The sequence below is a fragment of the Pseudomonas brassicacearum genome (genome assembly GCF_009601685.2).
Taxonomy (GTDB): Bacteria; Pseudomonadota; Gammaproteobacteria; order Pseudomonadales; family Pseudomonadaceae; genus Aquipseudomonas; species Aquipseudomonas kilonensis_B.
Genome location: NZ_CP045701.2, coordinates 3,355,850 through 3,379,434 on the forward strand (window position 1 = coordinate 3,355,850; position 23,585 = coordinate 3,379,434).

Annotated in this window: 21 protein-coding genes; 11 read left to right on the forward strand and 10 right to left on the reverse strand. The window is 60.0% G+C overall.

All coding sequences use genetic code 11. The features are described 5' to 3' along the window. Positions 1 to 10 precede the first annotated feature (10 nt). Entirely contained in the window at positions 11 to 277 is a 267-nt protein-coding gene (locus tag GFU70_RS14555; RefSeq protein WP_058545268.1) for a DUF4212 domain-containing protein, read from the reverse strand. Between the two features lie 249 nt (positions 278 to 526). On the opposite strand from GFU70_RS14555, the gene GFU70_RS14560 reads away from it, so the two are divergent. Continuing rightward, a complete protein-coding gene (locus tag GFU70_RS14560; protein WP_058545267.1) occupies positions 527 to 2,323 on the forward strand; it encodes a methyl-accepting chemotaxis protein in 1,797 nt (598 codons plus the stop codon). Between the two features lie 138 nt (positions 2,324 to 2,461). On the opposite strand, the gene GFU70_RS14565 is transcribed toward GFU70_RS14560, so the two are convergent. Beyond that, a complete protein-coding gene (locus GFU70_RS14565; RefSeq protein ID WP_003201656.1) occupies positions 2,462 to 2,659 on the reverse strand; it encodes a YbdD/YjiX family protein in 198 nt (65 codons plus the stop codon). Between the two features lie 15 nt (positions 2,660 to 2,674). Then, positions 2,675 to 4,735 (reverse strand): carbon starvation CstA family protein, encoded by a 2,061-nt coding sequence (locus tag GFU70_RS14570; RefSeq protein ID WP_116642172.1) that lies wholly within the window; start codon positions 4,733 to 4,735, stop codon positions 2,675 to 2,677. Positions 4,736 to 5,082: 347 nt separating this feature from the next. On the opposite strand from GFU70_RS14570, the gene GFU70_RS14575 reads away from it, so the two are divergent. Together GFU70_RS14575 and GFU70_RS14580 are read left to right on the forward strand one after the other, a co-directional pair. Beyond that, positions 5,083 to 6,444: a cache domain-containing protein gene (locus tag GFU70_RS14575; protein ID WP_058544350.1), complete on the forward strand. Its 1,362-nt coding sequence runs from the start codon at positions 5,083 to 5,085 to the stop codon at positions 6,442 to 6,444. Between the two features lie 31 nt (positions 6,445 to 6,475). Next, a complete protein-coding gene (locus tag GFU70_RS14580) occupies positions 6,476 to 7,108 on the forward strand; it encodes a response regulator (protein ID WP_058544351.1) in 633 nt (210 codons plus the stop codon). A gap of 150 nt (positions 7,109 to 7,258) precedes the next feature. On the opposite strand, the gene GFU70_RS14585 is transcribed toward GFU70_RS14580, so the two are convergent. After that, a complete protein-coding gene (locus GFU70_RS14585; protein WP_193034243.1) occupies positions 7,259 to 8,101 on the reverse strand; it encodes a hypothetical protein in 843 nt (280 codons plus the stop codon). Between the two features lie 489 nt (positions 8,102 to 8,590). On the opposite strand from GFU70_RS14585, the gene GFU70_RS14590 reads away from it, so the two are divergent. The 3 genes from GFU70_RS14590 to GFU70_RS14600 all read left to right on the forward strand — a co-directional run bounded on the left by GFU70_RS14590 (position 8,591) and on the right by GFU70_RS14600 (position 12,072). After that, a complete protein-coding gene (locus GFU70_RS14590) occupies positions 8,591 to 9,382 on the forward strand; it encodes a transporter substrate-binding domain-containing protein (RefSeq protein WP_153388292.1) in 792 nt (263 codons plus the stop codon). 96 nt (positions 9,383 to 9,478) lie between these two features. After that, the gene (locus GFU70_RS14595; protein ID WP_153388293.1) at positions 9,479 to 11,356 is read left to right on the forward strand and encodes a DUF294 nucleotidyltransferase-like domain-containing protein; all 1,878 of its coding nucleotides are present in this window, start codon (positions 9,479 to 9,481) and stop codon (positions 11,354 to 11,356) included. Further along, complete coding sequence (locus tag GFU70_RS14600; protein ID WP_058544355.1) at positions 11,353 to 12,072, forward strand: 3'-5' exonuclease; 720 nt, start codon at positions 11,353 to 11,355, stop codon at positions 12,070 to 12,072. Before GFU70_RS14595 ends, GFU70_RS14600 begins: the two co-directional genes overlap by 4 nt. Before the next feature lie 49 nt (positions 12,073 to 12,121). Here GFU70_RS14600 and GFU70_RS14605 read toward each other — a convergent pair whose 3' ends face one another. From GFU70_RS14605 to GFU70_RS14620, 4 genes are all read right to left on the reverse strand, one after another. Further along, a complete protein-coding gene (locus tag GFU70_RS14605) occupies positions 12,122 to 13,792 on the reverse strand; it encodes a BCCT family transporter (protein WP_058544356.1) in 1,671 nt (556 codons plus the stop codon). A 278-nt stretch (positions 13,793 to 14,070) separates the two neighbouring features. Continuing rightward, entirely contained in the window at positions 14,071 to 15,090 is a 1,020-nt protein-coding gene (locus GFU70_RS14610) for a TRAP transporter substrate-binding protein (RefSeq protein WP_153388294.1), read from the reverse strand. Positions 15,091 to 15,145: 55 nt separating this feature from the next. After that, on the reverse strand, positions 15,146 to 16,426 hold the full coding sequence (locus GFU70_RS14615) for a TRAP transporter large permease subunit (protein ID WP_058544358.1): 1,281 nt from the start codon (positions 16,424 to 16,426) through the stop codon (positions 15,146 to 15,148). Further along, positions 16,423 to 16,998: a TRAP transporter small permease gene (locus GFU70_RS14620; protein WP_153388295.1), complete on the reverse strand. Its 576-nt coding sequence runs from the start codon at positions 16,996 to 16,998 to the stop codon at positions 16,423 to 16,425. Before GFU70_RS14620 ends, GFU70_RS14615 begins: the two co-directional genes overlap by 4 nt. A gap of 522 nt (positions 16,999 to 17,520) precedes the next feature. Between GFU70_RS14620 and GFU70_RS14625 the strand changes: the two genes are divergently transcribed. Next, the gene (locus GFU70_RS14625; protein ID WP_064107091.1) at positions 17,521 to 17,856 is read left to right on the forward strand and encodes a hypothetical protein; all 336 of its coding nucleotides are present in this window, start codon (positions 17,521 to 17,523) and stop codon (positions 17,854 to 17,856) included. Between the two features lie 182 nt (positions 17,857 to 18,038). Here GFU70_RS14625 and hpaR read toward each other — a convergent pair whose 3' ends face one another. Together hpaR and hpaA are read right to left on the reverse strand one after the other, a co-directional pair. Beyond that, positions 18,039 to 18,461, reverse strand: a complete 423-nt coding sequence (gene hpaR / locus GFU70_RS14630; protein WP_003201625.1) for a homoprotocatechuate degradation operon regulator HpaR — start codon at positions 18,459 to 18,461, stop codon at positions 18,039 to 18,041. A gap of 126 nt (positions 18,462 to 18,587) precedes the next feature. Next, on the reverse strand, positions 18,588 to 19,493 hold the full coding sequence (hpaA, locus tag GFU70_RS14635) for a 4-hydroxyphenylacetate catabolism regulatory protein HpaA (RefSeq protein WP_153388296.1): 906 nt from the start codon (positions 19,491 to 19,493) through the stop codon (positions 18,588 to 18,590). A 186-nt stretch (positions 19,494 to 19,679) separates the two neighbouring features. On the opposite strand from hpaA, the gene GFU70_RS14640 reads away from it, so the two are divergent. From GFU70_RS14640 to hpaD, 4 genes are all read left to right on the forward strand, one after another. After that, on the forward strand, positions 19,680 to 20,357 hold the full coding sequence (locus tag GFU70_RS14640) for a fumarylacetoacetate hydrolase family protein (RefSeq protein ID WP_153388297.1): 678 nt from the start codon (positions 19,680 to 19,682) through the stop codon (positions 20,355 to 20,357). Then, positions 20,354 to 21,124 carry a fumarylacetoacetate hydrolase family protein gene (locus GFU70_RS14645; protein WP_116642168.1) on the forward strand — a complete coding sequence of 257 codons (771 nt, stop codon included), beginning with the start codon at positions 20,354 to 20,356 and terminating at the stop codon, positions 21,122 to 21,124. Before GFU70_RS14640 ends, GFU70_RS14645 begins: the two co-directional genes overlap by 4 nt. Before the next feature lie 5 nt (positions 21,125 to 21,129). Continuing rightward, positions 21,130 to 22,590 carry a 5-carboxymethyl-2-hydroxymuconate semialdehyde dehydrogenase gene (gene hpaE, locus GFU70_RS14650; protein WP_058544365.1) on the forward strand — a complete coding sequence of 487 codons (1,461 nt, stop codon included), beginning with the start codon at positions 21,130 to 21,132 and terminating at the stop codon, positions 22,588 to 22,590. Positions 22,591 to 22,707: 117 nt separating this feature from the next. Continuing rightward, positions 22,708 to 23,565, forward strand: coding sequence for a 3,4-dihydroxyphenylacetate 2,3-dioxygenase (gene hpaD, locus GFU70_RS14655; RefSeq protein WP_058544366.1), 858 nt, complete (start codon positions 22,708 to 22,710; stop codon positions 23,563 to 23,565). The last annotated feature ends 20 nt before the right edge of the window (positions 23,566 to 23,585 follow it).

Below are 23,585 nucleotides of genomic sequence, written 5' to 3' on the forward strand. Positions count from 1 at the left end.
TTTGTCGGCCTCAGTCTTCGTGAACGTCATATTTGCGATCGAGCTGATTCATCTTCCAGACATAGAAGAAAATCTCGAGCACAAAGACATAAATGGAGCCCTGCTGGGCAAACCAGAACCCCAGCGGGGTACCGAAGAAGCTGATGGTGTTGAGTGAATCAACCAACAAAATGCCAAAGCCGAACGACACCAGGAACCAGATGGCCAGCAGCACCAGCATCCAGCGCAGGTTCTCCGTCCAGTAGGCACGCGCGGCTTCTTGCTTTTGAGTCGACATGGAGCTGTTCTCCCGTGTTGTTTTTATTGTTTTGCCCTTCAAACCGTAGCAGTCACTGGGCAAGGCGCTAGTACGACTTTCGTCTAATTTGCTCCAGCAGGTGTTGACATCTCTATCCCCTCTTCATGGGAGGCTTGAAAAACAACAGAATCTCAAGAGTGATATCAAATCGCCCTATCCCCGCTAAAGCTTTGGCGCTCGCGGTCGAATGTATTCCATTGAGAGATTTTTTTGCCCAGGAGCAGCGGCATGCAGACGTTGAAGGCCTTGTACGAGTCTATCGAGATGCGATTTTTCGATACCCTCACCAAAAAACTGTCGAGCCTTTTCCTGTTGGTGCTGGTCAGCGGCTTGCTGTACTGGGTGGCCCTCAGCACCCGCGCCGAGATCGTGCTGCAGTTGCGCAACGCGCAGTTGGACGGCGCCTTGCTGGCGCAAATCGAAGGCCGGCTCGACAGCCTCACCCATGCCCTGCTCTTCGGCGCGCTCCTGACGCTGGGCATGATCAGCTTCATGGTCTGGTATTTGCGTCACCTCATCGTGCGCCCCGTCACCGCCATGACCAAGGCCCTGGAAGAGATCGCCAACGGCGAAGGCGACCTCTCCAAGGACCTGCCGCTGGTGACTCACGACGAGATCCGCGTGCTGGCCGACACTTGCAACCGCTTCCTGGCCAAGCAACGGGAGATCATCAGCAACGTCCAGGCGCTGACCGTGCACATCGCCGTCGAATCGGCCCGCTCGTTGAAGAACATCAGCGATTCCAGCGACAGTGCCACCCACCAGGCCCGTTTCGCCAAGGAAGTCATGGACCAGAGCAACACCGCCGTAGGCCGCATCGAAGAAGTCTCACGCCAGACCCAAGGCATCTCCAGCACCACCGCCCAGAACCTGAGCATGGCCCGCGACTCCTACGCCGAGCTGCTGGAAGTGACCGGCAACATCAGCGAGATCTCCAGCAGCCTCGGTGAATTTGCCACGCTGGTAAGCGCCTTGAACCAACGTTCCTCAAGCATCAAGTCGATTGTCGGGTTGATCCAGCAGATCTCTGCCCAGACCAACCTGCTGGCCCTCAACGCCGCCATCGAAGCCGCCCGGGCCGGCGAAAGCGGCCGTGGCTTCGCGGTGGTGGCCGATGAAGTGCGGACCCTGGCACAAAACGTCAGCCGGGCCACCGATGACATCTCACGCAACATCGACGCCATGCTCGATGAAGTCAGCTCCACCCACGAACAGACCACCCAGATCAGCCACAGCGCCCGGGAAACCCAGAAAGTGGTGGAACGCGCCTCCGGTCATTTTGAAAGCATGATCGGCGATTTCGAGTCCACCAACGGCAAGCTGGCGGACATTGCGACCCATATCCAGCAGTTCGCCGACAGCAACACGGGGATCAACGACCGGGTCACCCAGATTCATGCCGACAGCCAGTTGATCGACCAGCGCATGCAGCATTCGGCGACGGCCACCCGCGACCTGTCCGGCGTGGCCGAAAAGGTCCAGGCATTGTTGGGTCGCTTCGTGCTCGGCCACGGCAAGCTCGATGCCGCCATCACCCGCGCCAGTGAGTGCCGCGATACGCTCCAGGCTCGCCTGGAGGCGCTGCAAGGCGAAGGCCTGAACCTGTTCGATCAGAATTACCAGTTGATTCCCGGCACCGACCCCAAGCAGTACATGGCCAGCTACACCGAACGCTTTGCCCAGGTCTGCCAGGAAGAATGCGACAAACTCACCCGCAGCACGCCGGGTGGCAAGGTTTCGTTCATTGTCGACAGCAAGGGCTATTGCCCGGTGAACAACAGCTGGGTCTCGAAGACGCCGACCGGCGACCGAGCGGTGGATTTGCCGGTGTGCCGCAACAAGCGAATCTTCAACGACCCGATCGGCTTGCGTGCAGCGGGCAATGTCCAGCGCTTCCTGCTACAGACTTACCTGCGCGATACCGGGGAAATCATGACCGAGATCGACGTACCGTTCTTCTTCGACGGCCGTCATTGGGGCAATTTGCGAGTGGGCTTCGATGCGGCGGTGTTGCTGGCCGACTGATGATACGCGCCCCCGAGATCCCCCGAAAACAACTGTGGGGGCGGGCTTGCTCGCGAAAGCGGTGTATCAGTCGACTTTAACGTTAACTGACACTCCGCCTTCGCGAGCAAGCCCGCTCCCACATGGGTTTACCTCAACTCAACAGCACTTGGGCCCACCCTTGCCACCGTAACGGGCCTCCTGGCGTTCGCGAAAGAACGCCTCGTAGTCCATCAACGGTTTGTCCGGGTGCTTGGTTTGCATGTGCTCGACGTAGTTGTCGTAGTCGGGCATGCCGACCATCAGGCGGGCGGCCTGACCGAGGTATTTACCCAGGCGACTCAAGTCATTGAACATTGTTGCAATCCCCTATCAAGCGTCCGGCAGAGCCTGGAATGGCGCTTCCTTGTCCGTGCGTTCCTTGGTGCCCCAGGCGGCGATGCCGACCTTGAGCGCGTAGAACAGGATGCTGAAGACCACCAGCAGGAACAACACCGTCAGCGTTGCGTTGGTATAAGCGTTGTACACCACATGCTGCATCTGCTCGATGCTCTTGGCCGGAGCCAGGATCTGGCCGGCGGTCAGGGCATCGTTGTATTTGCGCGCCAGGGCCAGGAAGCCGATCGCCGGGTTGGCGTCGAACAGCTTGATCAGGCCCGCGGTGGTGGTGCAGATCAGCAGCCAGGCCGCCGGCAGCATGGTCACCCAGACGTAGCGCTGGCGCTTCATCTTGATCAGCACCACGGTGGCGAGCATCAGGGCGATACCGGCCAGCATCTGGTTGGAGATGCCGAACAGCGGCCACAAGGTGTTGATGCCACCCAGCGGATCGATCACGCCCTGGTACAGCAGGTAGCCCCACATCGCCACGCAACCGGCGGTGGCGATCAGGTTGGCCGACCAGGATTCGGTGCGCTTGAGCGAAGGCACGAACGAGCCGAGCAAGTCCTGCAACATGAACCGCCCGGCACGGGTGCCGGCGTCCACCGCGGTGAGGATGAACAGCGCTTCGAACAGGATCGCGAAGTGGTACCAGAACGCCATGGTGTTCTCACCCGGCAACACCGAGTGCAGGATCTGCGCGATCCCCACCGCCAGGGTCGGCGCACCGCCGGCACGGGCCAGAACGGTGGTTTCGCCGATGTCCTTGGCCACCGCTTGCAGCGCCTCGGGGGTGATTGCAAAACCCCAGCTGCTGACCGTCTGGGCCACGGCCACCACGTCACCGCCGACGATCGCCGCCGGGCTGTTCATGGCGAAGTACACGCCCGGCTCGATCACCGAAGCGGCCACCATCGCCATGATCGCCACGAAGGACTCCATCAGCATGCCGCCGTAACCGATGTAGCGGGCGTTGGTTTCGTTATCCAAGAGTTTGGGCGTGGTGCCCGAGGAGATCAGCGCGTGGAAGCCCGAGACCGCGCCGCAGGCGATGGTGATGAACAGGAACGGGAACAGCCCGCCCTTCCACACCGGCCCGGTGCCGTCGGTGAACTGGGTCAGCGCCGGCATTTTCAGCTCAGGCATGGTGACCAGGATGCCGATCGCCAGGGCGACGATGGTGCCGATCTTGAGGAAGGTCGACAGGTAGTCCCGCGGCGCCAGGATCAGCCACACCGGCAGCACCGCCGCGACAAAGCCGTAGCCGATCAACATCCAGGTGATCTGGATCCCGGTGAAGGAAAAAGCCTTGGCCCAGACCGGGTCGGCAGCGATCTGCCCGCCCAGCCAGATCGAGCCCAGCAGCAACAGCACGCCGATCACAGAGATTTCACCGATGCGGCCCGGGCGGATGTAGCGCATATAGATGCCCATGAACATCGCGATCGGGATGGTCGCCATCACCGTGAAGATGCCCCACGGGCTCTCGGCCAGGGCCTTGACCACGATCAGCGCCAGCACCGCGAGGATGATGATCATGATCAGGAAGCAGCCGAACAGCGCGATGGTGCCAGGGATGCGGCCCATTTCCTCGCGCACCATGTCGCCCAGGGAGCGACCGTTGCGACGGGTGGACAGGAACAGGACCATGAAATCCTGCACCGCACCGGCCAGCACCACGCCGGCGATCAGCCAGAGTGTGCCGGGCAGGTAGCCCATCTGCGCCGCCAATACCGGCCCGACCAGGGGCCCGGCGCCAGCGATGGCCGCGAAATGGTGGCCGAACAGAATGTGCTTGTTGGTCGGGACGTAGTCCAGGCCATCGTTGTTGAGCACGGCAGGGGTGGCCCGGCGCGCATCGAGTTGCATCACGTTGTTGGCGATGAAGAGGCTGTAGTAGCGGTAGGCGACCAGGTAGATGGCCACGGCTGCGACGACGATCCAGAGAGCGTTGATGGGTTCGCCGCGGCGCAAGGCCACGACACTCAACGCACAGGCTCCCAGAACAGCCACGGCAAACCAGGCGAGGTGTTTAACCAGACGGGTTGTCATTGCATGTCTCCTGCCGATATCCAGTGGATTGCGGCGATTGTTTTTATAGTGTGCCCCGGCTATTCGGAGCCGGCCCAATATCCCTGCAAGTCGTCAATAAATAAATCCGCAGTACTACGTACGGGGCACCTACGTAGTTCTACGTAGATACTTGTTGGATTGCTCTATGAAAGCCTATGCAATCAAATGCAGGACAATTGCTGTGGGAGCAAAGCTTGCTCGCGATAGCGGTGCGTCTGGTAGCAACAATGCTGGCTGATCCGACGTGATCGCGAGCAAGCTTTGCTCCCACAGAGTTATGATGCCCACCATTCACCTCCATCCCGTCGAGCCCGACAGGAGTACAGATGCTGCTCAAACACAAGATCGTCGCCCTTGGGATTCTGCCGCTGGTCCTGGCCATCGCGGTCATCTGCGCCCTGGTGATCTCGCTCAATCGCCAGTTGGGCGACCAACAGGCTCAACTGATCGAAGACAGCATCCTGGCAAGCAAGCGCGCTGAGCTGAAGAACTATGTCGAGATGGCGCAGAGCCTGATCGCCCCGCTGTATGACAACGGCCGCGGGGACGAGCGCGCGCAACAGCAGGTACTGGAAGAACTGCGCAAACTCAGCTTCGGCATCAACGGGTACTTTTTCGTGTACGACCGCCAGGGCCGCAGCCTCATGCACGCCCGTCAGTCGGAACTGGTGGGGCAATACCTGTGGGACATGAAGGATCCCCACGGCCTGCCGGTCATCCAGGCGCTGATCAAGAGCGCCGAGTCAGGCGAAGGGTTCCAGCGCTACGCCTGGAACAAGCCCTCTTCCGGCCAGGTCACCGACAAGTTGGCCTATGTCGTGATGCTCGACAAATGGGGCTGGATGCTCGGCACCGGGATTTACCTGGAGGATGTCGAGCGCGCCACCCAGCAAGCCCGCGACGAAGTTGCCCGTGGCATCCACAGCACCATGCAAGCCATCGCCGCCATTGCCCTGGTGGCGGTCCTGCTGGTGTTCGCTGGCGGCATGACCCTCAACGTCAGCGAACATCGCCTGGCCGACAAAAAGCTGCAGCGCCTGAACCAGCGCATCGTCAGCTTGCAGGAAGAAGAACGCTCGCGGGTCTCGCGCGAGCTGCACGACGGCATCAGCCAGTTGCTGGTGTCGATAAAATTCCAGTTCGAACTGGCCAGCCACGTGCTGGAGAACGGCCAGGAAAACGGCCTGGGCATCCTGAAGAACGCGACTGACCGGCTGGGCGAAGCCATCGGCGAGATCCGCAGCATCTCCCACGACTTGCGCTCGTCCCTGCTCGACACCCTGGGCCTGCCCGCCGCCATCGGCCAGCTCGCGACCGAGTTCCAACAGCGCAGCGGGCTGGAAGTCTCCTACCGAAGCAACGAATTCGATTGCCGCCTGGAGAATGGCGCCCCTGTCTCGCTGTTCCGCATTGCCCAGGAAGCCCTGACCAATATCGAGCGCCATGCCGGGGCGAAAAGCGTCGGCATCACCCTGTTCGGCTCCAGCCAATCCTTGCGCCTGACGGTGGTCGATGATGGGATGGGCTTCAACGTCCCGCAAGTAGAACGCGGCCATGCCGGCATCGGCCTGCGCAATATCCGCGAACGGGTCGAGCATTTCGGCGGACGCCTGGAAGTGACCTCGGTACCGGGACGAAGCGAACTGGACATCCTGCTGCCCATGAATCTTTCGGTAACGGAAAGCTGATGCGTGCCCCTTCCAACAAGAGCACTTGCCGATGAACCTGCCCCCCGTGATTCGCGTCGCGCTGGTCGATGATCACTCCCTGGTCCGCGACGGCATCAAGGCCCTGCTGTCGGTGATGCCGCAACTGGACGTGGTGGGCGAAGCCGAGAACGGCGCACAGGCGATCGAAATGGTCGGTCGCTGCCAGCCAGACCTGCTGCTGATGGACATCGGCCTCAAGGATAAGAACGGGCTCGAGCTGACCCGGCTGCTGGGCAAGCAATACCCCCACCTCAAGATCCTCATCCTCAGCATGTACGACAATTACGAGTACGTGAGCGAATCCGTGCGCTCCGGCGCCAGCGGCTACGTGCTCAAGAACGCGCCGTCGCGGGAAATCATCGCGGCCATCGAAGCCATCATCAGCGGCGGCACGTTCTACAGCGCCGAGATCGCCCAGCGGCTCGCCACTGACCAAAACACCGATAACGAGCTGACGCCGCGCGAAAGCCAGGTGTTGTACAAAATGGTCCAGGGCCTGAACAACAAGGAAATGGCCCGGGAACTGGACATCAGCGTGCGGACCGTCGAGACCCATCGCCTGAGCATTCGCCGCAAGCTGAACATAGACAAGCCTGCGGCCCTGGTGAAGTACGCGATCGACCACGGGATCATTTCGCGCTAGGGATCGGCAGCAAGCCCTGTGGCAAGATAGAAAGATCACAGGGTCGCTAAAATTACGCGTGTGCGTTCAACGTTTCGTTTGTCACGTTTACGACCGAGATCTTACCGACCTTCACCGCGAGGGCATTTGCAATTGCTCCGTGATGTCCGGTTACCATCTACTGCAGTAAACCTGCATCGCATTCAGGGCTGTATCGTCATCCCTGTTGCCGGAGCCTTGGTAAGGCTCCACTTTTGTTCGGAAGCCGGTGATCGCTTCGCCCGCCGGACACATGAAATTAGCTGTCCATGCTCCCCAGGCCGGCGCTTCGCTGATGAGCTCAATATTTTTACCTTGCGCGTCCTTTTCTGCGCAAATAAGAACAAGACTGGCCGCCGCCCAATCGTCGCCTGTACCTTGATAAGGTCGTATCGACATAGCAAATCCAATAGCGGGCTTCAGATTCGGGCATAACTTTTCGCTTTCCCAATTGCCCCAGCTCGCTTCCAGGCTGGTAATCCTGGTCAAGGCGCGCTGCGACGTTTTGGGAGCCACTTCCCCACACACCAATTGCACCGCGTTCAGTGCGGTATTGTCGCTGTTCGCAGGCTCGGCCCTGGTACGAAATCCGAGGACCATCGTCCCTGACGGGCAATACGCAGGGCCTCCCCAGTTTCCCCATCCACCTTGCCCCGAGGCGTCAGGATTCGGGGGCACTGCAGTGACTTGAATGCCGGTTTCTGGTATTTGCATTGAAAGCGGTTGAGGCACCCTTGGGTTCTCGTCTGGCACACCAGAATGCGCCGCGGACGTGCTAGGGGGTTGCGAAGAAGGCCTTGCGTCTCCATCCGCCTCACGCGGCACGCCCATTTTTCCGTCCGGTTCCGTCGGCCGACTGCCCGCATCAGGCGGAATAGTGCGCAACGCATCCTGCGCCTGGCCTGATGACGCGGTCATCGCCATCAACACGCTAAAGAAAACTGTACGAATTGCTGATTGTCCGCATTTGTCCATTGCCCACCTCCGAAGAATATTGCAGCTTTGCAAAGCCATGAAAAAGGCTTTGCTGCAAATCCACATTGGGCAAAGAACCTGAGAGTCTCCACTGTCAAAGTTGACAGCTTTATAGACTTGTTCGCAATCAACCCTATTTCTAATCTCGGCGAGGTTTACGAAACCAACTATATACCTGCAGTTCACTCGCGCCCCGGGTCGATCCGAAAAGGCCGGATGTCGCCAGCAGAGGTCGATCGCAGGCTTGTAACCCGCCGCTTCATCCCCATTGGTGCGGTGAGATTCGGCAACGCCTCGCTTCGGCGAAGAAATCCAGACGCATGCCGGTGCCATGGCGGATATGTTTTTGGGCTTATCTGGAAAGTCAGCAGCAACGCAGTCCCGGGACCTCGCCAGGCTGAGCACTCACCTCGGCACCGCAGTGACAGCCTGCCGGCACTTTACTACACTCGCCCGACTTGTCCCTCCCTTGCGAGACGTCCAATCACTATGAAAAACATAACAAGCTCGATGACGCTCTGTGGCCTGTTGGCGCTCTCTGGCAGCGCCCTGGCCGAGCCGGCCCCTTCGCTGCTGGACCAGGTCCTGCAACGCGGCGAACTGAAGGTGTGCACCACCGGCGACTACAAGCCCTATACCTTCAAGAACGAAACCGGCGAATACGAAGGCATCGACATCGACATGGCGCACTCGCTGGCCGCCAGCCTGGGCGTCAAGGTGCAATGGGTGCAGACCACCTGGAAAACCCTGATGCCGGACATGGTTGCCGGTCAATGCGACATCGGCATGGGCGGGATTTCGGTGACGCTGGAGCGCCAGAAGAAAGCCTATTTCAGTAACACCCTGGATGTGGATGGCAAGATCCCCCTGGTGCGTTGCGAAGACAAGGAGCGTTACCAGACCGTCGAACAGATGAACCAGCCTTCGGTGCGTCTTGTCGAGCCGGCCGGCGGCACCAACGAAGCCTTCGTCCGGGCGTTCCTGCCCAACGGCCAACTCAGCTTCCATGACAACGTGACCATCTTCCAGCAACTGCTGGACAAGAAAGCCGACGTGATGATTACCGACGCGTCAGAAGCGCTCTACCAGCAAAAACTCAAGCCAGGCCTGTGCGCGGTCAACCCGACCCGCTACCTGCAATATGGCGAGAAGGCCTATTTGCTGCCTCGCGATGACGCCACCTGGAAGATGTACGTGGACCAGTGGCTGCACCTGAACAAGGCCAATGGCAGCTACCAGAAGGTGATTGGGAAGTGGCTGGCGGTGCCTGAAGGCCAGTGACTTAACCGGTGCTCGCGCACGCTCGCCAGTATCGGATTTGTGCGCGACGCCATGGTCTGGCATGTTGGACTCTCACGCGAACAGCCACGAGGCCCCATGCAAATCGAGTTATTGGAAATCAGCGAGCACCTGCATCGATTTCCCCCATTCGATGCCCTGCCCCAGGCAACGCTGGAAGACATTGCCCGGCGTGTCGAAGTTGCCTATTTCAAGGCCGGTAGCGTTATTCTCGAAGGGGGCGCCGTCATCAATGACCTCCACTATGTGCGCAGCGGCGCAGTCGAGATCTATCGGCGCAGCGGCGAGTTGTACGACCGCCTGGTGGAAGGCGATATCTTCGGTCAGGCCGGCCTGCTGCGCAGCAACAAGGTGCGTTTTCCGGCCAAGGCCCTGGAAGATAGCCTGATCTATTTCATCCCGGCGGATATCATCGCCCAATTGTGCAAACGACATGACAGCTTCGCCGACTTTGTCGAAGCCGAAGGTCATTCCAGGCTCAAATCGGCCGTTGAAGCCCAAGGGCGCGCGAGCGACTTGATCCAGCTTAAATCCCGTGCATTGATTTCCCGGCAGCTGGTCTGGGTCACGCCACTAACCAGCGTCCGGGAAGCCGCACAGCTGATGACCGAACAGAGCGTTTCTTGTGTCGTCGTCCTGGAACGGGCCGGCAATAACCCTGGGGAAATGCTCGGCATCGTGACCGACCGGGACCTGCGCACTCGCGTGGTGGCCGCCAACCGCAGCGGCGACACCACCATCGGCGAAGTGATGTCGAACGATCCTGTGGCCATCCAGGCCGACGACTCGCTGTTCGAGGCGATGCTGTGCATGCTTCGAAACAACATTCACCACCTTCCCGTGGTGCACAAGGGGCGCACCCTGGGCCTGATCAATCTGTCGGACATTATCCGGCACGAGTCCCAGAGCAGCTTGTACCTGGTGAACAGCATCTCCAACCAGACCCGCATCGAAGGTCTGCGATCATTGCTGCGGGATCTACGCGGCACCTACATTCGCATGGTGCGCGACGGCGCCACCGCCCACATGATCGGCAGCGCCATCTCAGGCATTGGTCGCGCCTTCACCCAGCGTCTGCTGGAACTGGCAGAAAAGGAACTGGGGCCGCCGCCGGTTCCATACTGCTTCATGGTGCTGGGCTCGATGGCACGGGACGAACAACTGCTGGTGACCGACCAGGACAACGCCCTGGTGCTGGACGATCGTTTCGACCCGACCCTGCACGATGAGTATTTCAGGAAACTGGCCACGTTCGTCAGTGATGGGCTCGCCGCGTGCGGCTTTAGCTACTGCAAGGGCGGGATCATGGCGACCAACGTTCAGTGGCGCCAGCCGTTGCGAGTCTGGCGCGACTATTTCACCCAATGGATTGAAAAGCCCAGCGCCGCCACCCTGCTTAACTGCTGTATTTTCTTTGACCTGGACGGGGTCTATGGCCGATTGGAAATGGTCGACACGCTCAAAGCGCTTTGCGCTGAAAAATCAAGGGTGACGCCAGCCTTCCTGACGGCAATGGCTCGCAATGCACTGAATCGGACGCCCCCCCTGGGTTTCTTCCGCACGTTCGTCATGGAAACAGACGGCGAGCAAAAGCAGATCATCAACCTGAAGGGGCGTGGCACAGCGCCTCTCACCGACCTGATCCGAATTCATGCACTGGCTTGCGGGAGCACCGCACAGAACTCCTTTGATCGACTCGAAGCCATCAGCACGACGCAATGGCTGCAACCACAAGCCATCGATCATCTACGCTACGCATTGGAGTTCCTCTCGATGGTGCGCATACGGCACCAGGCCCATGCCATCGAACAGGGCAAAACACCCGACAATTACATCGAGCCGGAGCGTTTTTCCACCACTGAACGCCACAACCTCAAGGAAGCGTTCCAAGTGTTGAGCAATGCGCAAAAATTCTTGCGCTTTCGCTATCCCGGCCACGTACGGCCAGCACGATGAACGATTCACAGAACTCGAAGAGACAGACAACACCGGACTGGCCGACACGCTTTGAACAACTGGCGCAGCAAGCCAGGCACCCTCTCTTGCAGCGCTTCTATCAGGCCGGCGTTGCCCACGCACAGACGCCGCTGGAGCAGGTGGACCTGCTGGCCATGGACTTGGAAACCACCGGTTTGAATGCTCGCAGCGACAGCATTGTCAGCATCGCCCTGATGCCGTTGACCCTCAAGCGAATACGCTGCGGCGAAGCGTTGTACTGGATCATCAAGCCCGCGCGCCTGTCCCACGAATCGGTGACGTTCCACCGCATCACCCACGCAGATATTCGCCATGCCCCCCGGTTGCCGGACGTCATGGAGCACATGCTCGAAGCAATGGCGGGGAAAATCATGGTCGTGCACTACCGGGCCATCGAACGTGACTTTCTGGATCAGGCGTTTCGTCGCCATTTGGGAGAAGGCCTGCAATTTCCAGTCATTGACACCATGCAACTCGAAGCGCGGCAGGTCCGGGGGCATCGCAGCTGGTTAGACCGACTGTTGCAACGCCCTCCCGTCTCCATCCGGCTGGCAGACAGCCGCCTGCGTTATCACCTGCCGCCCTATCACGCCCATCAGGCCTTGACCGATGCCTTGGCCACGGCCGAACTGCTGCAAGCACAAATAGCCACTCACTACAGCCCTGGCGTTGCGATTGGAGAACTCTGGGACTGAGCCCGATGATGGAGAATGAAACACCTCCATCATCGGTGCAGGTCGACAATCAGGATCGCGGTTCGGACATCAATCCCTTGACCAGCGAAATGCAGCCCAGCAGCAGGACAATGGCGAAAGGCAATCCGGTGGACACCGCCATGGCTTGCAGGGCAATCAATCCGCCTCCCAACAACAGCGCGATGGCGATCACGCCTTCAATGACTGCCCAGAAGACCCGTTGCGGGACGGGGGCGTCAACCTTTCCGCCTGCCGTGATCGTATCGATCACCAGCGAGCCGGAGTCCGAGGAGGTGATGAAGAACACGATCACCAGCACAATGCCCAGCAGTGACGAGATTTCCTTGAGGGGAAGCGCTTCGAGCATTGCGAACAGCTTGAGTTCCAGGACCGCATCCTTCACGCCGCTGAAGCCTTGCAGGGTGGCCTGATCAATGGCCGTCCCGCCAAAGGTAGTCATCCACAGCACCGATACCAGCGAAGGCACCAGCAATACCGAAATCAGGAACTCACGAACGGTACGGCCACGACTGACCCTGGCAATGAACATGCCGACGAACGGCGACCAACTGATCCACCAGGCCCAGTAGAACGCAGTCCACCCCTGGGTGAACTCGGTGTCCGTGCGCCCGAAAGGATTGGACAAGGCCGGCAGGTATTCAACGTAGGTCACCACGTTCTTGAAAAAGCCAGTGAGGATGGCCAGGGTTGGCCCCACAACGATGATGAACAGGAGCAACAGGAGCGCCAGGCCCATGTTGATTTCGGACAGCAACTTGACGCCCTTCTCCAGCCCGGCCAATACCGACCACAGCGCAATCAGGGTGATGCCGATGATCAGTACCACCTTGCTGACATTGGTGGACGGGATACCGAACAGGTGTTCGATCCCCGCAGCGGCCTGCTCGGCACCGATACCCAGCGAGGTCGCCAGTCCAAACAGCGTGGCAAAGACCGCCAGGATGTCGATGATGTGCCCGGGCCATCCCCAGACGCGCTCACCCAGCAGCGGGTAAAAAATCGAGCGTATCGACAGCGGCAAGCCTTTGTTGAAGGAAAACAGTGCCAGGGACAATGCAACGATGGCGTAGATCGCCCAAGGATGTAGCCCCCAATGAAAGATCGTCGCCGCCATCGCCAGCTCCGCGGCGCCTTTCATGTCGCCCGCAGCACCGCCAAGGGGGGCCCAGTCCGTGCGCGCCCCGCTGGCATCGACCGTGACTCCGCCCATCGCGGCGGCGTAATGCGACATTGGCTCCGCAACGCCATAGAACATCAGCCCGATGCCCATCCCGGCGGCGAACAACATGGAGAACCAACCCAGGTACGTATGATCCGGCGTGGCTTCGCGACCGCCCAATCGGACCTTGCCCAGTGGCGACACAATCAGCGCCAGGCACAGCAATACGAAGATATTGCCGACGCTCATGAAGAACCAGGCCAGGTGCCCGGTCAACCAACTGCGCAATGCGCTGAAAAGCGGCTCGACTTCATTTTGCAGGGCTAACGTGATGACGACGAACAGCAGAATGGTGACGGCAGAGATGAGGAAGACTTTGCCATGGATATCCAGGGAGAACGAGAACTCCCCGCAGATATTGTCCTGCCCTATGACATAGTCGGTTTCGATGAGATTTGCCTCGCCGCTAGGGGCTGGTATCCCCTCCGTTCCGGGCGTTTGGGGTTTTCCTGATAGATCGTCTACAGGATTTTTACCCACGTGAACCTCCTTTGATATACAGCACGCGCATGCGCGCCTATGGCCTGATGAGTCCCGCCGCTTCAAAGTGAAAACGAGATGTGTGCGCCATAGCCTAACAAGTTTAGCGCGATGATTGGGACATCGAGACCGGCCATGACTGTTCTACAAACGGCAATCCGAGCCGAGAAAGGCACTGCACCGGCCTTGGTTCTTGCCTTGTCCCAGGCGCAACGAAGGGCGCCGAGACAGTCACCGGCACCCTTCGTAGCCCCCGTCAATCGGGGGTTGGCTTCAACTCACTGCGCGGAACGTACCTTGGCAATTTCGTCATACATCATCTTGACCAACTGGCCATCCAGGGATTTGGCGAACTTGTCGACCACCGGCTTCACCCGCTCGCGCAAGCGGTCCTTCTCGGCCGGGCTGATTTCATTGACGGTCATGGCAGCGGCCAACGTGGCCTTGGCCTTGTCCATGCTCGCGGCCGTGATTTCACGCTGGAATGTTTGCGCCTCGGCTGCGGCCGAGCGGATCATCGCCTTTTCGTCGTCGTTGAGGCGGTTCCAGGTTTTCTGGCTGATGATCAACGATTGTGGGTTGAAGATGTGGCCCGTAACGGAAAGGTACTTCTGCACCTCGTAGAACTTGTTGCCCTCGATCACCGTGAAAGGGTTTTCCTGACCGTCGATGGTGTGCTGCTCAAGGCCCGTGTAGACCTCGGGGAACGCCATCGGTACCGGGTTGGCGCCCAGGGCGGAGAAAGTCTCCAGGTAGATCGGCGACTGAATGACGCGAATCTTCAAGCCTTGCATGTCTTCAAGCTTGGTCACCGGGTGCTTGCTGTTGGTCAGGTTGCGAAAACCCAGGTCCCAATAACCCAGCCCTACCAGCCCTTTGCTGTCCAGTTGCGCGGCCAGTTTCTGCCCCACCGGACCGTCGATGACCGCATGGGCTTCCTCGACGTTGTTGAACAGGAACGGGAAATCGAGCATGGCATAATCCGGTGCCTGGGCCGCCAGGATGCCGGAGTTGAGCACGGTGATGTCCAGCGTGCCGCCCTGCAACGCCGAAACCGTTTGCACGTCGCCGCCCAACGTACCGCCTGGGAACAGGCGGACCTTGATCTTGCCACCGCTCTTTTCGCTGAGCAGGTCGGCGAACTTCTGCGCGCCCTGTCCTTGTGGATGCTCCTTGACATTCTGGAATGCGAATCGCAGGGTGCGTTCGCGGATTTCATCTGCGTGGCTGGCCACGCTGGTCAACAGCAAGCCCGTCGCACATGCCCCGGCCATCAGGGTTTTCATCAGTTTTCCCATGTCACTCTCCGATCGTTATTGTTTTTAAGTTGAGCTACTACGGCTTGCACCGGCCTCAACCGGTGAAGAACTTCAAGGGCCCCAAGACCAGCTGCGGGAATGCGACCAGCAGGAACAGCACCACCAGTTGCGCAAGCAGGAACGGCCACACGCCCCGAACGATTTCCTCGATATTGAGCTTGGAAACCCCGCTCACCACATTGAGCACTGTGCCCACGGGCGGGGTAATCAGGCCGATGGCGGTGTTGATCAGGAACAACACGCCAAAGTAAACCGGGTCGATGCCCGCCTGGGTGACCGCCGGCATCAGCACGGGTGTGAGAATGAGGATGCTTGGCGTCATGTCCATGACCGTGGCGACCAGGATGATCATCAGCATGATCACCACCAACAACAGCGTCGGGCTGTCCATGAACGGCTCGAGCACCGCCGCCAATTGGCTCGGCAGGTCGGCAATGGTCACCAGCCAGGAAGAAACCATGGCGGCGGCGACCAGTAGCATCACCACCGAAGTGGTCTTGGCCGAGGACAGGATCACCTCGTACAACTGGCTGACTTTCATTTCCCGGTAGATCACCAGGGATACGAATAGCGAATAGACCGCCGCCACCACCGCCGCTTCCGTCGGGGTGAAAATACCGAACTTGAGGCCGAAAATAATGATGATCGGCAAGCCCATGGCCCAGCTGCCCTCAACCAATGCCCGCAGGACCTCGGCACGCGATTGCTTGGGTGGCGTCTGGACATTCTCGCTACGGGAGACGAACCACCAGGCAATGGCGAGCGCCACCCCGAGCATGATCCCTGGCACGATACCGGCCAGGAACAACTTGGAAATCGACACACCGGACGCCACGCCAAAGACAATGAAGCCAATGCTCGGCGGAATGACCGGCGCGATGATGCCGCCGGCAGCGATCAAGCCCGCCGAGCGCGCCCGGTTGTGCCCAGCCAGTACCATCATGGGCACCAATAACGCCGCCAGTGCCGCCGCATCGGCTACGGCCGAACCGGAGAGCGACGCCAGCAGGCAGGACGCGATGATAGCCACGTAACCGAGACCACCGCGCTTGTGCCCCACCAGTGCCATGGCGATGTTGACGATGCGTTTGGACAAGCCGCCGACATTCATGATTTCGCCGGCCAGCATGAAGAACGGCACGGCCATCAGCGGGAAGCTGTCCGCGCCGTTGAGCAGGTTCTGGGCAATGATTTGCGCGTCGAACAGATCCAGATAGAACATCAACGCCACGCTGACCACCAGCAAGGCAAACGCGATGGGCATGCCCAGTGCCATGCTGCCTATCAAGGACCCGAGGAAAATAACCAGTGTCATGGGCGGGTGCTCTTGATGGAGTTAGGGGTGATGGGGTCTGCGGTGATGGAGTTAGGCGTGATCACCTCAGCGTCGTTGTCCTTGACCATCGACAGCTCGTCATCCCCCAGCTTGCCGAACAGCGCCAGGTAGAGCTCGTAGAGCAGGATCGCAGCGGCACTGGCGCCGAACACCAGGCCAGCACCGTAAAACAGCGCCATGGACAAACCTGATGCCGGAGCGACCACCTCCAGGTTGATCACTGCTTGTTGCCAACTGCCGCTAAAGATCAGCCAGCAGATGTACAACATCACAAAATGACTGATGACCAGGCAGATACGCTTGCCGGCCGGCGGCAAGCGCTTGATCAGGCTGTTCATGCCCAGGTGAGCGCGGTCCTTGAGCGCCACCAGGGCACCGAGAAAAATCATCCAGACGAAGAACCAGCGCGACAGCTCCTCCGACACACTGATGCCAGAGTTGAAGGCGTAACGCAGCACCACATTGCCGAACACCAGCACGATCATCGCGACCATGCACAACACAATCAGCAGCTTGAGCAGCTTGAAATACAGATCCACGACTTTTGTCATCTTGAAGAACTCCGAGGCTTGTCGAGCGCCGACATCCCACTGGCGCGATAAGACCGTAAACAGCGTGGGCCGCTATCGGATCAAACCTGAGAGACTGGAAGATGCTCCAGGGCTGGAACAACGAATCAAGGGGAAATGGGGGGCTCGCAGACGGATAGGCATGGGTATTCCTCTATTTTTTATTATGGTCTTGGACACGTTGGGCAAGACAGGTGTCGATAAAATGTACCACCCGGTTAGTTTGGTCAATAACCCAGCCGGGGATCCACCGCAAAGCGTGCGATTATCGACCAGGCAATTCGCGATTTTTCATTTCGTTGAGCAGCCAGCACGCGCCCCCGCCACGCCACGCCTCAACAGATTTGTATCGGTCTGTATCTGAAATGCGCACTGATACGAAACAACGGATCTCGCCCTCCCCTGGCACACATCGTCGATACATCCGCGCGTTTAACTGTGATCACCGGACAGCAACACATTCGCTGCCACGGACCCACTCAATCAAGCGCAAGGAGAATCACCATGTTCAATTTCTCGAAAGTATCGTCCCTGGCTATCGCTCTGGCATTGGTTGGCGGTGTCGGCCTGGCCAATATCGCCTCGGCCACCGCAGCCAGTGCATCGACTCACAACCAGGCGCAACAGCTGGCTGAAGGCGGGGCTGATCGCTTGCTGGAAAATCGCGTGGCCGAAGGCGGCTCCGATCGTTTGCTCGAAAATCGCGTGGCCGAAGGCGGCTCCGATCGTTTGCTCGAGAATCGCGTGGCCGAGGGCGGCTCCGATCGTCTGCTTGAGAATCGTGTGGCTGAAGGGGGGGCTGATCGGTTGCAGGAGTTGCGTGAACGCAGCCCGGTGTGAAGCGACTTTGTGGCCAGAGACTGCTCCCGCTCGACTCTGTAGGAGCTGGCGAAGCCTGCGATCTTTTGATCTTGATCTTTCACTCCCGACTCAATTGGCAGCGCAAAGATCGCAGCCTCGCTTCGCTCGACAGCTCCTACGGGCGCAGCCCAGCGGGAGCATGCTCCGTCTCCACACAAGCCTCAAGGCTTGATGTTCTTCAGCTCGTTGAGCAACGCAAGCAGCTGCTGCATTTTTTCCTCGCCGAACTGCTCTTCGATCCGTCGATAGTTGCTTTCCATGCCCTCACTCATGGACACGAAGCACTGCTGGCCGCGCTCGGTCAACCCGACAAAGACCCGCCGCTGGTCCTGGCTGGACTTCTGCCGCCGCACCAAGCCGTCGCGCTCCAGGCGACTGAGCACACCGGTCATGCTGGGCTTGAGGATGCACGCCTGGTGGGCGAGTTGATGGCTTTCCAGCTCCCCTTGCTGATGCAGGATGCGGATCACCCGCCATTGCTGTTCCGTGAGGTCATGCTGGTTCAGCGCCGGGCGGAAAAATGCCATGGCGGCTTCGCGGGCTTGCAACAGCGTCAGGGTCAATGAAGGTCTGGGGTTGGCCATGTTCGAACTGTGTGGGATGGGCGAGTCGGCAGCTTAGTGGGGCCGCCAGGCTGCTGCAAGAAGCATGGCGGCGCTATGTCACTGTGGAAGGGAATTTGCTCCCACACAAATCCCTCTCGCCACCCTTCAGCGCAACCCCGATTGCCGCTGGCGATACTCCCCCGGCGTGAGCTGGGCGTAACGCTGGAAAAACCGACTGAAATACGCAGGGTCCTTGAACCCGAGCTGGTAGCAGATTTCATTGGCCGAGCTGCCGGTGAACAACAACAGTCGCTTGGCCTCCTGCATCAGCCGCTCCATGATCAGGCGCTTGGAAGGCAGGTCGGCGATGCGTCGGCACACGTCATTGAGGCGCGCCTCGGTCACGCCGATGCCTTCGGCGTAGCGCGACAACGGCCAATGCTGCAAGTAATGGGCCTCGATCAACTCGTTGAAGCGGTGAAAGATCTTCAGGTCTTCATGCCGCGCCGGCCTGGCCTCAAGGGAGTTGGAACACAACCGTAGCAGGCTGATCATGATCAGCCGCGTCAATGCGTCCAGTGCTGCGCTACGCCCAGGGCGCCTGGCCGTCACCTCCTCGCTCAATTCCTCGAACAGGTATTCCAACCGCCGCACCTCTGCCGCCTGCCCAGGCCCCAATTGCGCCAGCGCAACGCAGGCTGCCGGCATTTGCACGCCCGCCGGCGCCAGGCTCGGGTCGGCGTCGATCAACTGCCACACCAATTGCTGGCGCACCGTCAGCACATGCCCGTCACTGTCGGCCTCGGTTACGAAGGAATGGGGAATGGTCGGCGGTGTGAGGAAGAACATCGGCCCGGACTCGACGTACTGCTGATCGTCCAGGTACACGCGCACGGTGCCGCTCTTGACGTAGTGCACCTGGAAGAACCGGTCGTGGCGGTGAACCGGCATGTTGCGGCCAAAAAAATCCGCCAGGTTGGCGAGTCGGTCGTAATGCACTTCGGCGTCGCTGTAGCGCTGGTCGTACACCTGACCAATGTTGATGTTCGGGATCGGCTGACGGTCAGTCATCACGCAGTACTCGTTTTCTTATTCTGGTTCAGGCGCCTGCCGCACCATCCTGCACCGAATCCGGCAAGGCAACCAGTGCCCGCTCATTCTGTCACGCTTGACGATAGTTAACATCTTAATTATAACTGTTAACACATTAACAATAACCGCAGAGCCCTCACCCCTCTGCATCGCCAGGAGACAAGCATGAGCCGTGCCCTGCATGACGTCGCGACCGGCACCCTGTTCGGGGTCGCGCTGAACTACCAGGGGCTGCTGAAGCAGCGCCTCGCCGAGTTCGAGCAACCGCCCTACCAGAAGCCGCCGCTCAAGCCCGTGCTGTTCATCAAGACCCCCAATACCCGCAACCGGCACGGCGCCGATGTGGTTCACCCAGGTCGCGGCGAAACACTGCAACCAGGGCCGGCGCTTGGCGTGGTCATGGGCAAGTCGGCCAGTCGCGTCAGCGCCGCCGAAGCCCTGGACTACGTGGCCGGCTACACCATCGTCAATGAATTCAGCCTCCCGGAAGACAGCTATTACCGCCCCGCCGTCAAGGCCAAGTGCCGGGACGGCTTCTGCGCCGTCGGCCCGGAACTGGTGCCCACCACTCAGGTGGCCGACCCCCACAGCCTGACGATCACGCTGTACGTCAACGGCGAGGTCCGCCAGCAGAACAGCACGGCCAACTTCGTTCGCAACATTCCCCAACTGATTGCCGAGATCAGCGAGTTCATGACCCTGCATGCTGGCGACGTGCTGATCACCGGCACGCCTGAAGGCCGGGTCGACGTACTGCCCGGCGATCGGGTCGAAGTGGACATCAGCGGCCTGGGCCGTCTGGTCAATGCCGTCGTGGCCGACGAAACAGGAGCAGGTTCATGAAACACGCGCGCATTCGTTTTGAAGGACAGGATCACGCCGTCACCGTTGAAGCTCACAACGCCGTACGCCTGGCTGACGGTCGCTTGCTGGCCGAGGACCAGGTCCAGTGGCTGCCACCGGCCAGCGGCAGCATGTTCGCCCTGGGCCTGAACTATGCCGATCACGCCGCCGAACTGGCGTTCAAGCCACCAACCGAACCCCTGGCCTTCATCAAATCCCCTGGGACCTACACCGGCCACCATCAGGTGACCTGGCGCCCTGACAACGTCGCCTACATGCATTACGAGTGCGAGCTCGTGGCGGTCATCGGCAAAGCGGCGCGCAACGTCAAGCGCGAGGACGCGCTGCAATACCTGGCCGGCTACACCGTGTGCAACGACTACGCGATCCGCGATTACCTGGAAAACTACTACCGACCCAACCTGCGGGTGAAGAACCGTGACGCGACGACGCCCGTCGGCCCATGGATCGTCGATGTGGCCGATGTGCCGGACCCGAGCAACCTGACGCTGCGCACCTGGATCAATGGCGAACTGCGCCAGGAAGGCTCGACCCGCGACATGATTTTCGACATCCCGTACCTGATCGAATACCTGTCCAGCTTCATGACCTTGCAACCCGGCGACATGATCGCCACCGGCACGCCGGAAGGCCTGGCGGACGTGGTGCCCGGCGATGAAGTGATCGTGGAAGTGGAAGGCGTCGGCCGTCTGGTCAATCGAATTGTCAGCGAAGCCGAGTTCTTCGCATCCCGTAAAGAGGCGTGAGCAACATGATCAAACACTGGATCAACGGCCGTGAGGTCGAAAGCAAAGACGTGTTCGTCAACTACAACCCGGCAACCGGCGAAGCCATTGGCGAAGTCGCCAGCGGCGGTGCCGAGGAAGTCGCCCAAGCGGTCGCCGCGGCCAAGGAAGCGTTTCCGAAATGGGCCAACACCCCGGCCAAGGAACGCGCCCGGCTGATGCGCAAGCTCGGTGAACTGATCGAGCAGAACGTGCCGAAACTGGCCGAACTGGAAACCCTCGACACGGGCTTGCCGATTCACCAGACCAAGAACGTGCTGATCCCGCGTGCCTCGCACAACTTCGATTTCTTTGCCGAAGTCTGCACGCGGATGGACGGTCACACCTATCCGGTCGATGATCAGATGCTCAACTACACCCTGTACCAACCGGTGGGTGTCTGCGCGCTGGTATCGCCCTGGAACGTCCCGTTCATGACCGCGACCTGGAAGACCGCGCCGTGCCTGGCGCTGGGCAACACGGCCGTGCTGAAGATGTCCGAGCTGTCGCCGTTGACCGCCAACGAGCTGGGTCGCCTGGCGGTCGAGGCTGGCCTGCCCAATGGCGTGTTGAACGTGATCCAGGGTTACGGCGCCACCGCCGGCGATGCGCTGGTGCGCCACCCGGATGTGCGGGCGATCTCCTTCACTGGCGGCACCGCCACCGGCAAGAAAATCATGCAGACCGCCGGGTTGAAAAAGTACTCGATGGAACTGGGCGGCAAGTCGCCGGTGCTGATTTTCGAAGACGCCGACCTCGAACGCGCCCTCGACGCCGCGCTGTTCACGATTTTTTCCCTCAATGGCGAGCGCTGCACCGCCGGCAGCCGGATCTTCATCCAGGAAAGCGTCTACCCGCAGTTCGTGGCCGAGTTCGCCGCCCGCGCCAAACGCCTGATCGTCGGTGATCCGCAGGACCCGAAAACCCAGGTCGGCTCGATGATCACCCAGGCTCACTACGACAAGGTCACCGGCTACATCAAGATCGGCCTCGATGAAGGCGCCACCCTCCTGGCCGGCGGCCTGGAGCGTCCGGCGAATTTGCCGGCGCACTTGAGCCGCGGCCAGTTCATCCAGCCAACGGTATTTGCTGACGTGAACAACAACATGCGCATCGCCCAGGAAGAAATCTTCGGCCCGGTGGTGTGCCTGATCCCGTTCAAGGACGAGGCCCAAGCCCTGCAATTGGCCAACGACACCGAATACGGCCTGGCCTCGTACATCTGGACCCAGGACATCGGCAAGGCCCATCGCCTGGCCCATGGCATCGAGGCCGGCATGGTGTTCATCAACAGCCAGAACGTGCGCGACCTGCGCCAGCCTTTCGGCGGCGTGAAGGGTTCCGGAACCGGCCGCGAAGGCGGACAGTACAGCTTTGAAGTGTTTGCCGAGATCAAGAACGTTTGCATCTCCATGGGCAGCCATCACATACCGCGGTGGGGTGCATGATCACAGACAAATCTGGTGATTAACCTTGTGGCGAGGGGATTTATCCCCGCTCCTGTGGGAGCAAGCTTTGCTCCCACAACCAAGATTCAACAAGAACAATTTTTCAGGAGAATCATCATGGGCGAAGTCGTCCTGGCTGCGAAAATCTGCCACGTTCCCTCGATGTACCTGTCGGAGCTGCCCGGCAAGCACCACGGTTGCCGTGCCGCCGCGATTGCCGGCCACAAGGAAATCGGTCGCCGCGCCCGTGAACTGGGGGCCGATACCGCCGTGGTGTTCGACGTGCACTGGCTGGTCAACAGCGCCTATCACGTCAACAGCGGCGCGCACTTCAAGGGCATCTACACCAGCAACGAGCTGCCGCACTTCATCAAGAACATGGAGTACGAGTACTCAGGCGCCCCGGAACTGGGTGAACTGATCGCCGCCGAGGCCAATGCCGCCGATGTGCGCACCCTGGCCCACAACATCCCGAGCCTTGAGCTGGAATACGGCACGCTGGTGCCCATGCGCTACATGCACATGGACGTTGCCCAGGAACAGAAATTCAACGTCGTGTCGATTGCCGCCTGGTGCGCCTGGCACCGCCTGCAAGACAGCTTCACCTTCGGTGCCGCCGTGCGCCGGGCCATCGAAAAAAGCGACCGCAAGGTGCTGGTGCTCGCGTCCGGCTCGCTGTCGCACCGTTTCTCCGATGATCGCAACGCTGAAGCCAACATCCACAACTGGACGCGGGAGTTCGACAAGCAGGTCGACCTGCACGTCGTCGAAATGTGGCGCCAAGGCCGCTGGAAAGAGTTCTGCGCCATGCTCCCGGACTACGCCGAACACTGCTTCGGCGAAGGCAAGATGCATGACACAGCGATGCTGCTGGGGTTGCTCGGCGGGCCGGACTACGACAAGCCTGCCGAAATCATCACCGAGCCTTTCGGCAGCTCCGGCACTGGACAGATCAACGCTGTCTTCCCTGTTTGACACTGCGGCCGTACGGCATC

Excerpts from the sequence above, each read along its gene's own strand:
- GFU70_RS14555 (WP_058545268.1), bottom strand. The coding sequence starts at position 277 with ATGTCGACTCAAAAGCAAGAAGCCGCGCGTGCCTACTGGACGGAGAAC.
- GFU70_RS14560 (WP_058545267.1), top strand. The coding sequence starts at position 527 with ATGCAGACGTTGAAGGCCTTGTACGAGTCTATCGAGATGCGATTTTTC.
- GFU70_RS14565 (WP_003201656.1), bottom strand. The coding sequence starts at position 2,659 with ATGTTCAATGACTTGAGTCGCCTGGGTAAATACCTCGGTCAGGCCGCC.
- GFU70_RS14570 (WP_116642172.1), bottom strand. The coding sequence starts at position 4,735 with ATGACAACCCGTCTGGTTAAACACCTCGCCTGGTTTGCCGTGGCTGTT.
- GFU70_RS14575 (WP_058544350.1), top strand. The coding sequence starts at position 5,083 with ATGCTGCTCAAACACAAGATCGTCGCCCTTGGGATTCTGCCGCTGGTC.
- GFU70_RS14580 (WP_058544351.1), top strand. The coding sequence starts at position 6,476 with ATGAACCTGCCCCCCGTGATTCGCGTCGCGCTGGTCGATGATCACTCC.
- GFU70_RS14585 (WP_193034243.1), bottom strand. The coding sequence starts at position 8,101 with ATGGACAAATGCGGACAATCAGCAATTCGTACAGTTTTCTTTAGCGTG.
- GFU70_RS14590 (WP_153388292.1), top strand. The coding sequence starts at position 8,591 with ATGAAAAACATAACAAGCTCGATGACGCTCTGTGGCCTGTTGGCGCTC.
- GFU70_RS14595 (WP_153388293.1), top strand. The coding sequence starts at position 9,479 with ATGCAAATCGAGTTATTGGAAATCAGCGAGCACCTGCATCGATTTCCC.
- GFU70_RS14600 (WP_058544355.1), top strand. The coding sequence starts at position 11,353 with ATGAACGATTCACAGAACTCGAAGAGACAGACAACACCGGACTGGCCG.
- GFU70_RS14610 (WP_153388294.1), bottom strand. The coding sequence starts at position 15,090 with ATGGGAAAACTGATGAAAACCCTGATGGCCGGGGCATGTGCGACGGGC.
- GFU70_RS14615 (WP_058544358.1), bottom strand. The coding sequence starts at position 16,426 with ATGACACTGGTTATTTTCCTCGGGTCCTTGATAGGCAGCATGGCACTG.
- GFU70_RS14620 (WP_153388295.1), bottom strand. The coding sequence starts at position 16,998 with ATGACAAAAGTCGTGGATCTGTATTTCAAGCTGCTCAAGCTGCTGATT.
- GFU70_RS14625 (WP_064107091.1), top strand. The coding sequence starts at position 17,521 with ATGTTCAATTTCTCGAAAGTATCGTCCCTGGCTATCGCTCTGGCATTG.
- hpaR (WP_003201625.1), bottom strand. The coding sequence starts at position 18,461 with ATGGCCAACCCCAGACCTTCATTGACCCTGACGCTGTTGCAAGCCCGC.
- hpaA (WP_153388296.1), bottom strand. The coding sequence starts at position 19,493 with ATGACTGACCGTCAGCCGATCCCGAACATCAACATTGGTCAGGTGTAC.
- GFU70_RS14640 (WP_153388297.1), top strand. The coding sequence starts at position 19,680 with ATGAGCCGTGCCCTGCATGACGTCGCGACCGGCACCCTGTTCGGGGTC.
- GFU70_RS14645 (WP_116642168.1), top strand. The coding sequence starts at position 20,354 with ATGAAACACGCGCGCATTCGTTTTGAAGGACAGGATCACGCCGTCACC.
- hpaE (WP_058544365.1), top strand. The coding sequence starts at position 21,130 with ATGATCAAACACTGGATCAACGGCCGTGAGGTCGAAAGCAAAGACGTG.
- hpaD (WP_058544366.1), top strand. The coding sequence starts at position 22,708 with ATGGGCGAAGTCGTCCTGGCTGCGAAAATCTGCCACGTTCCCTCGATG.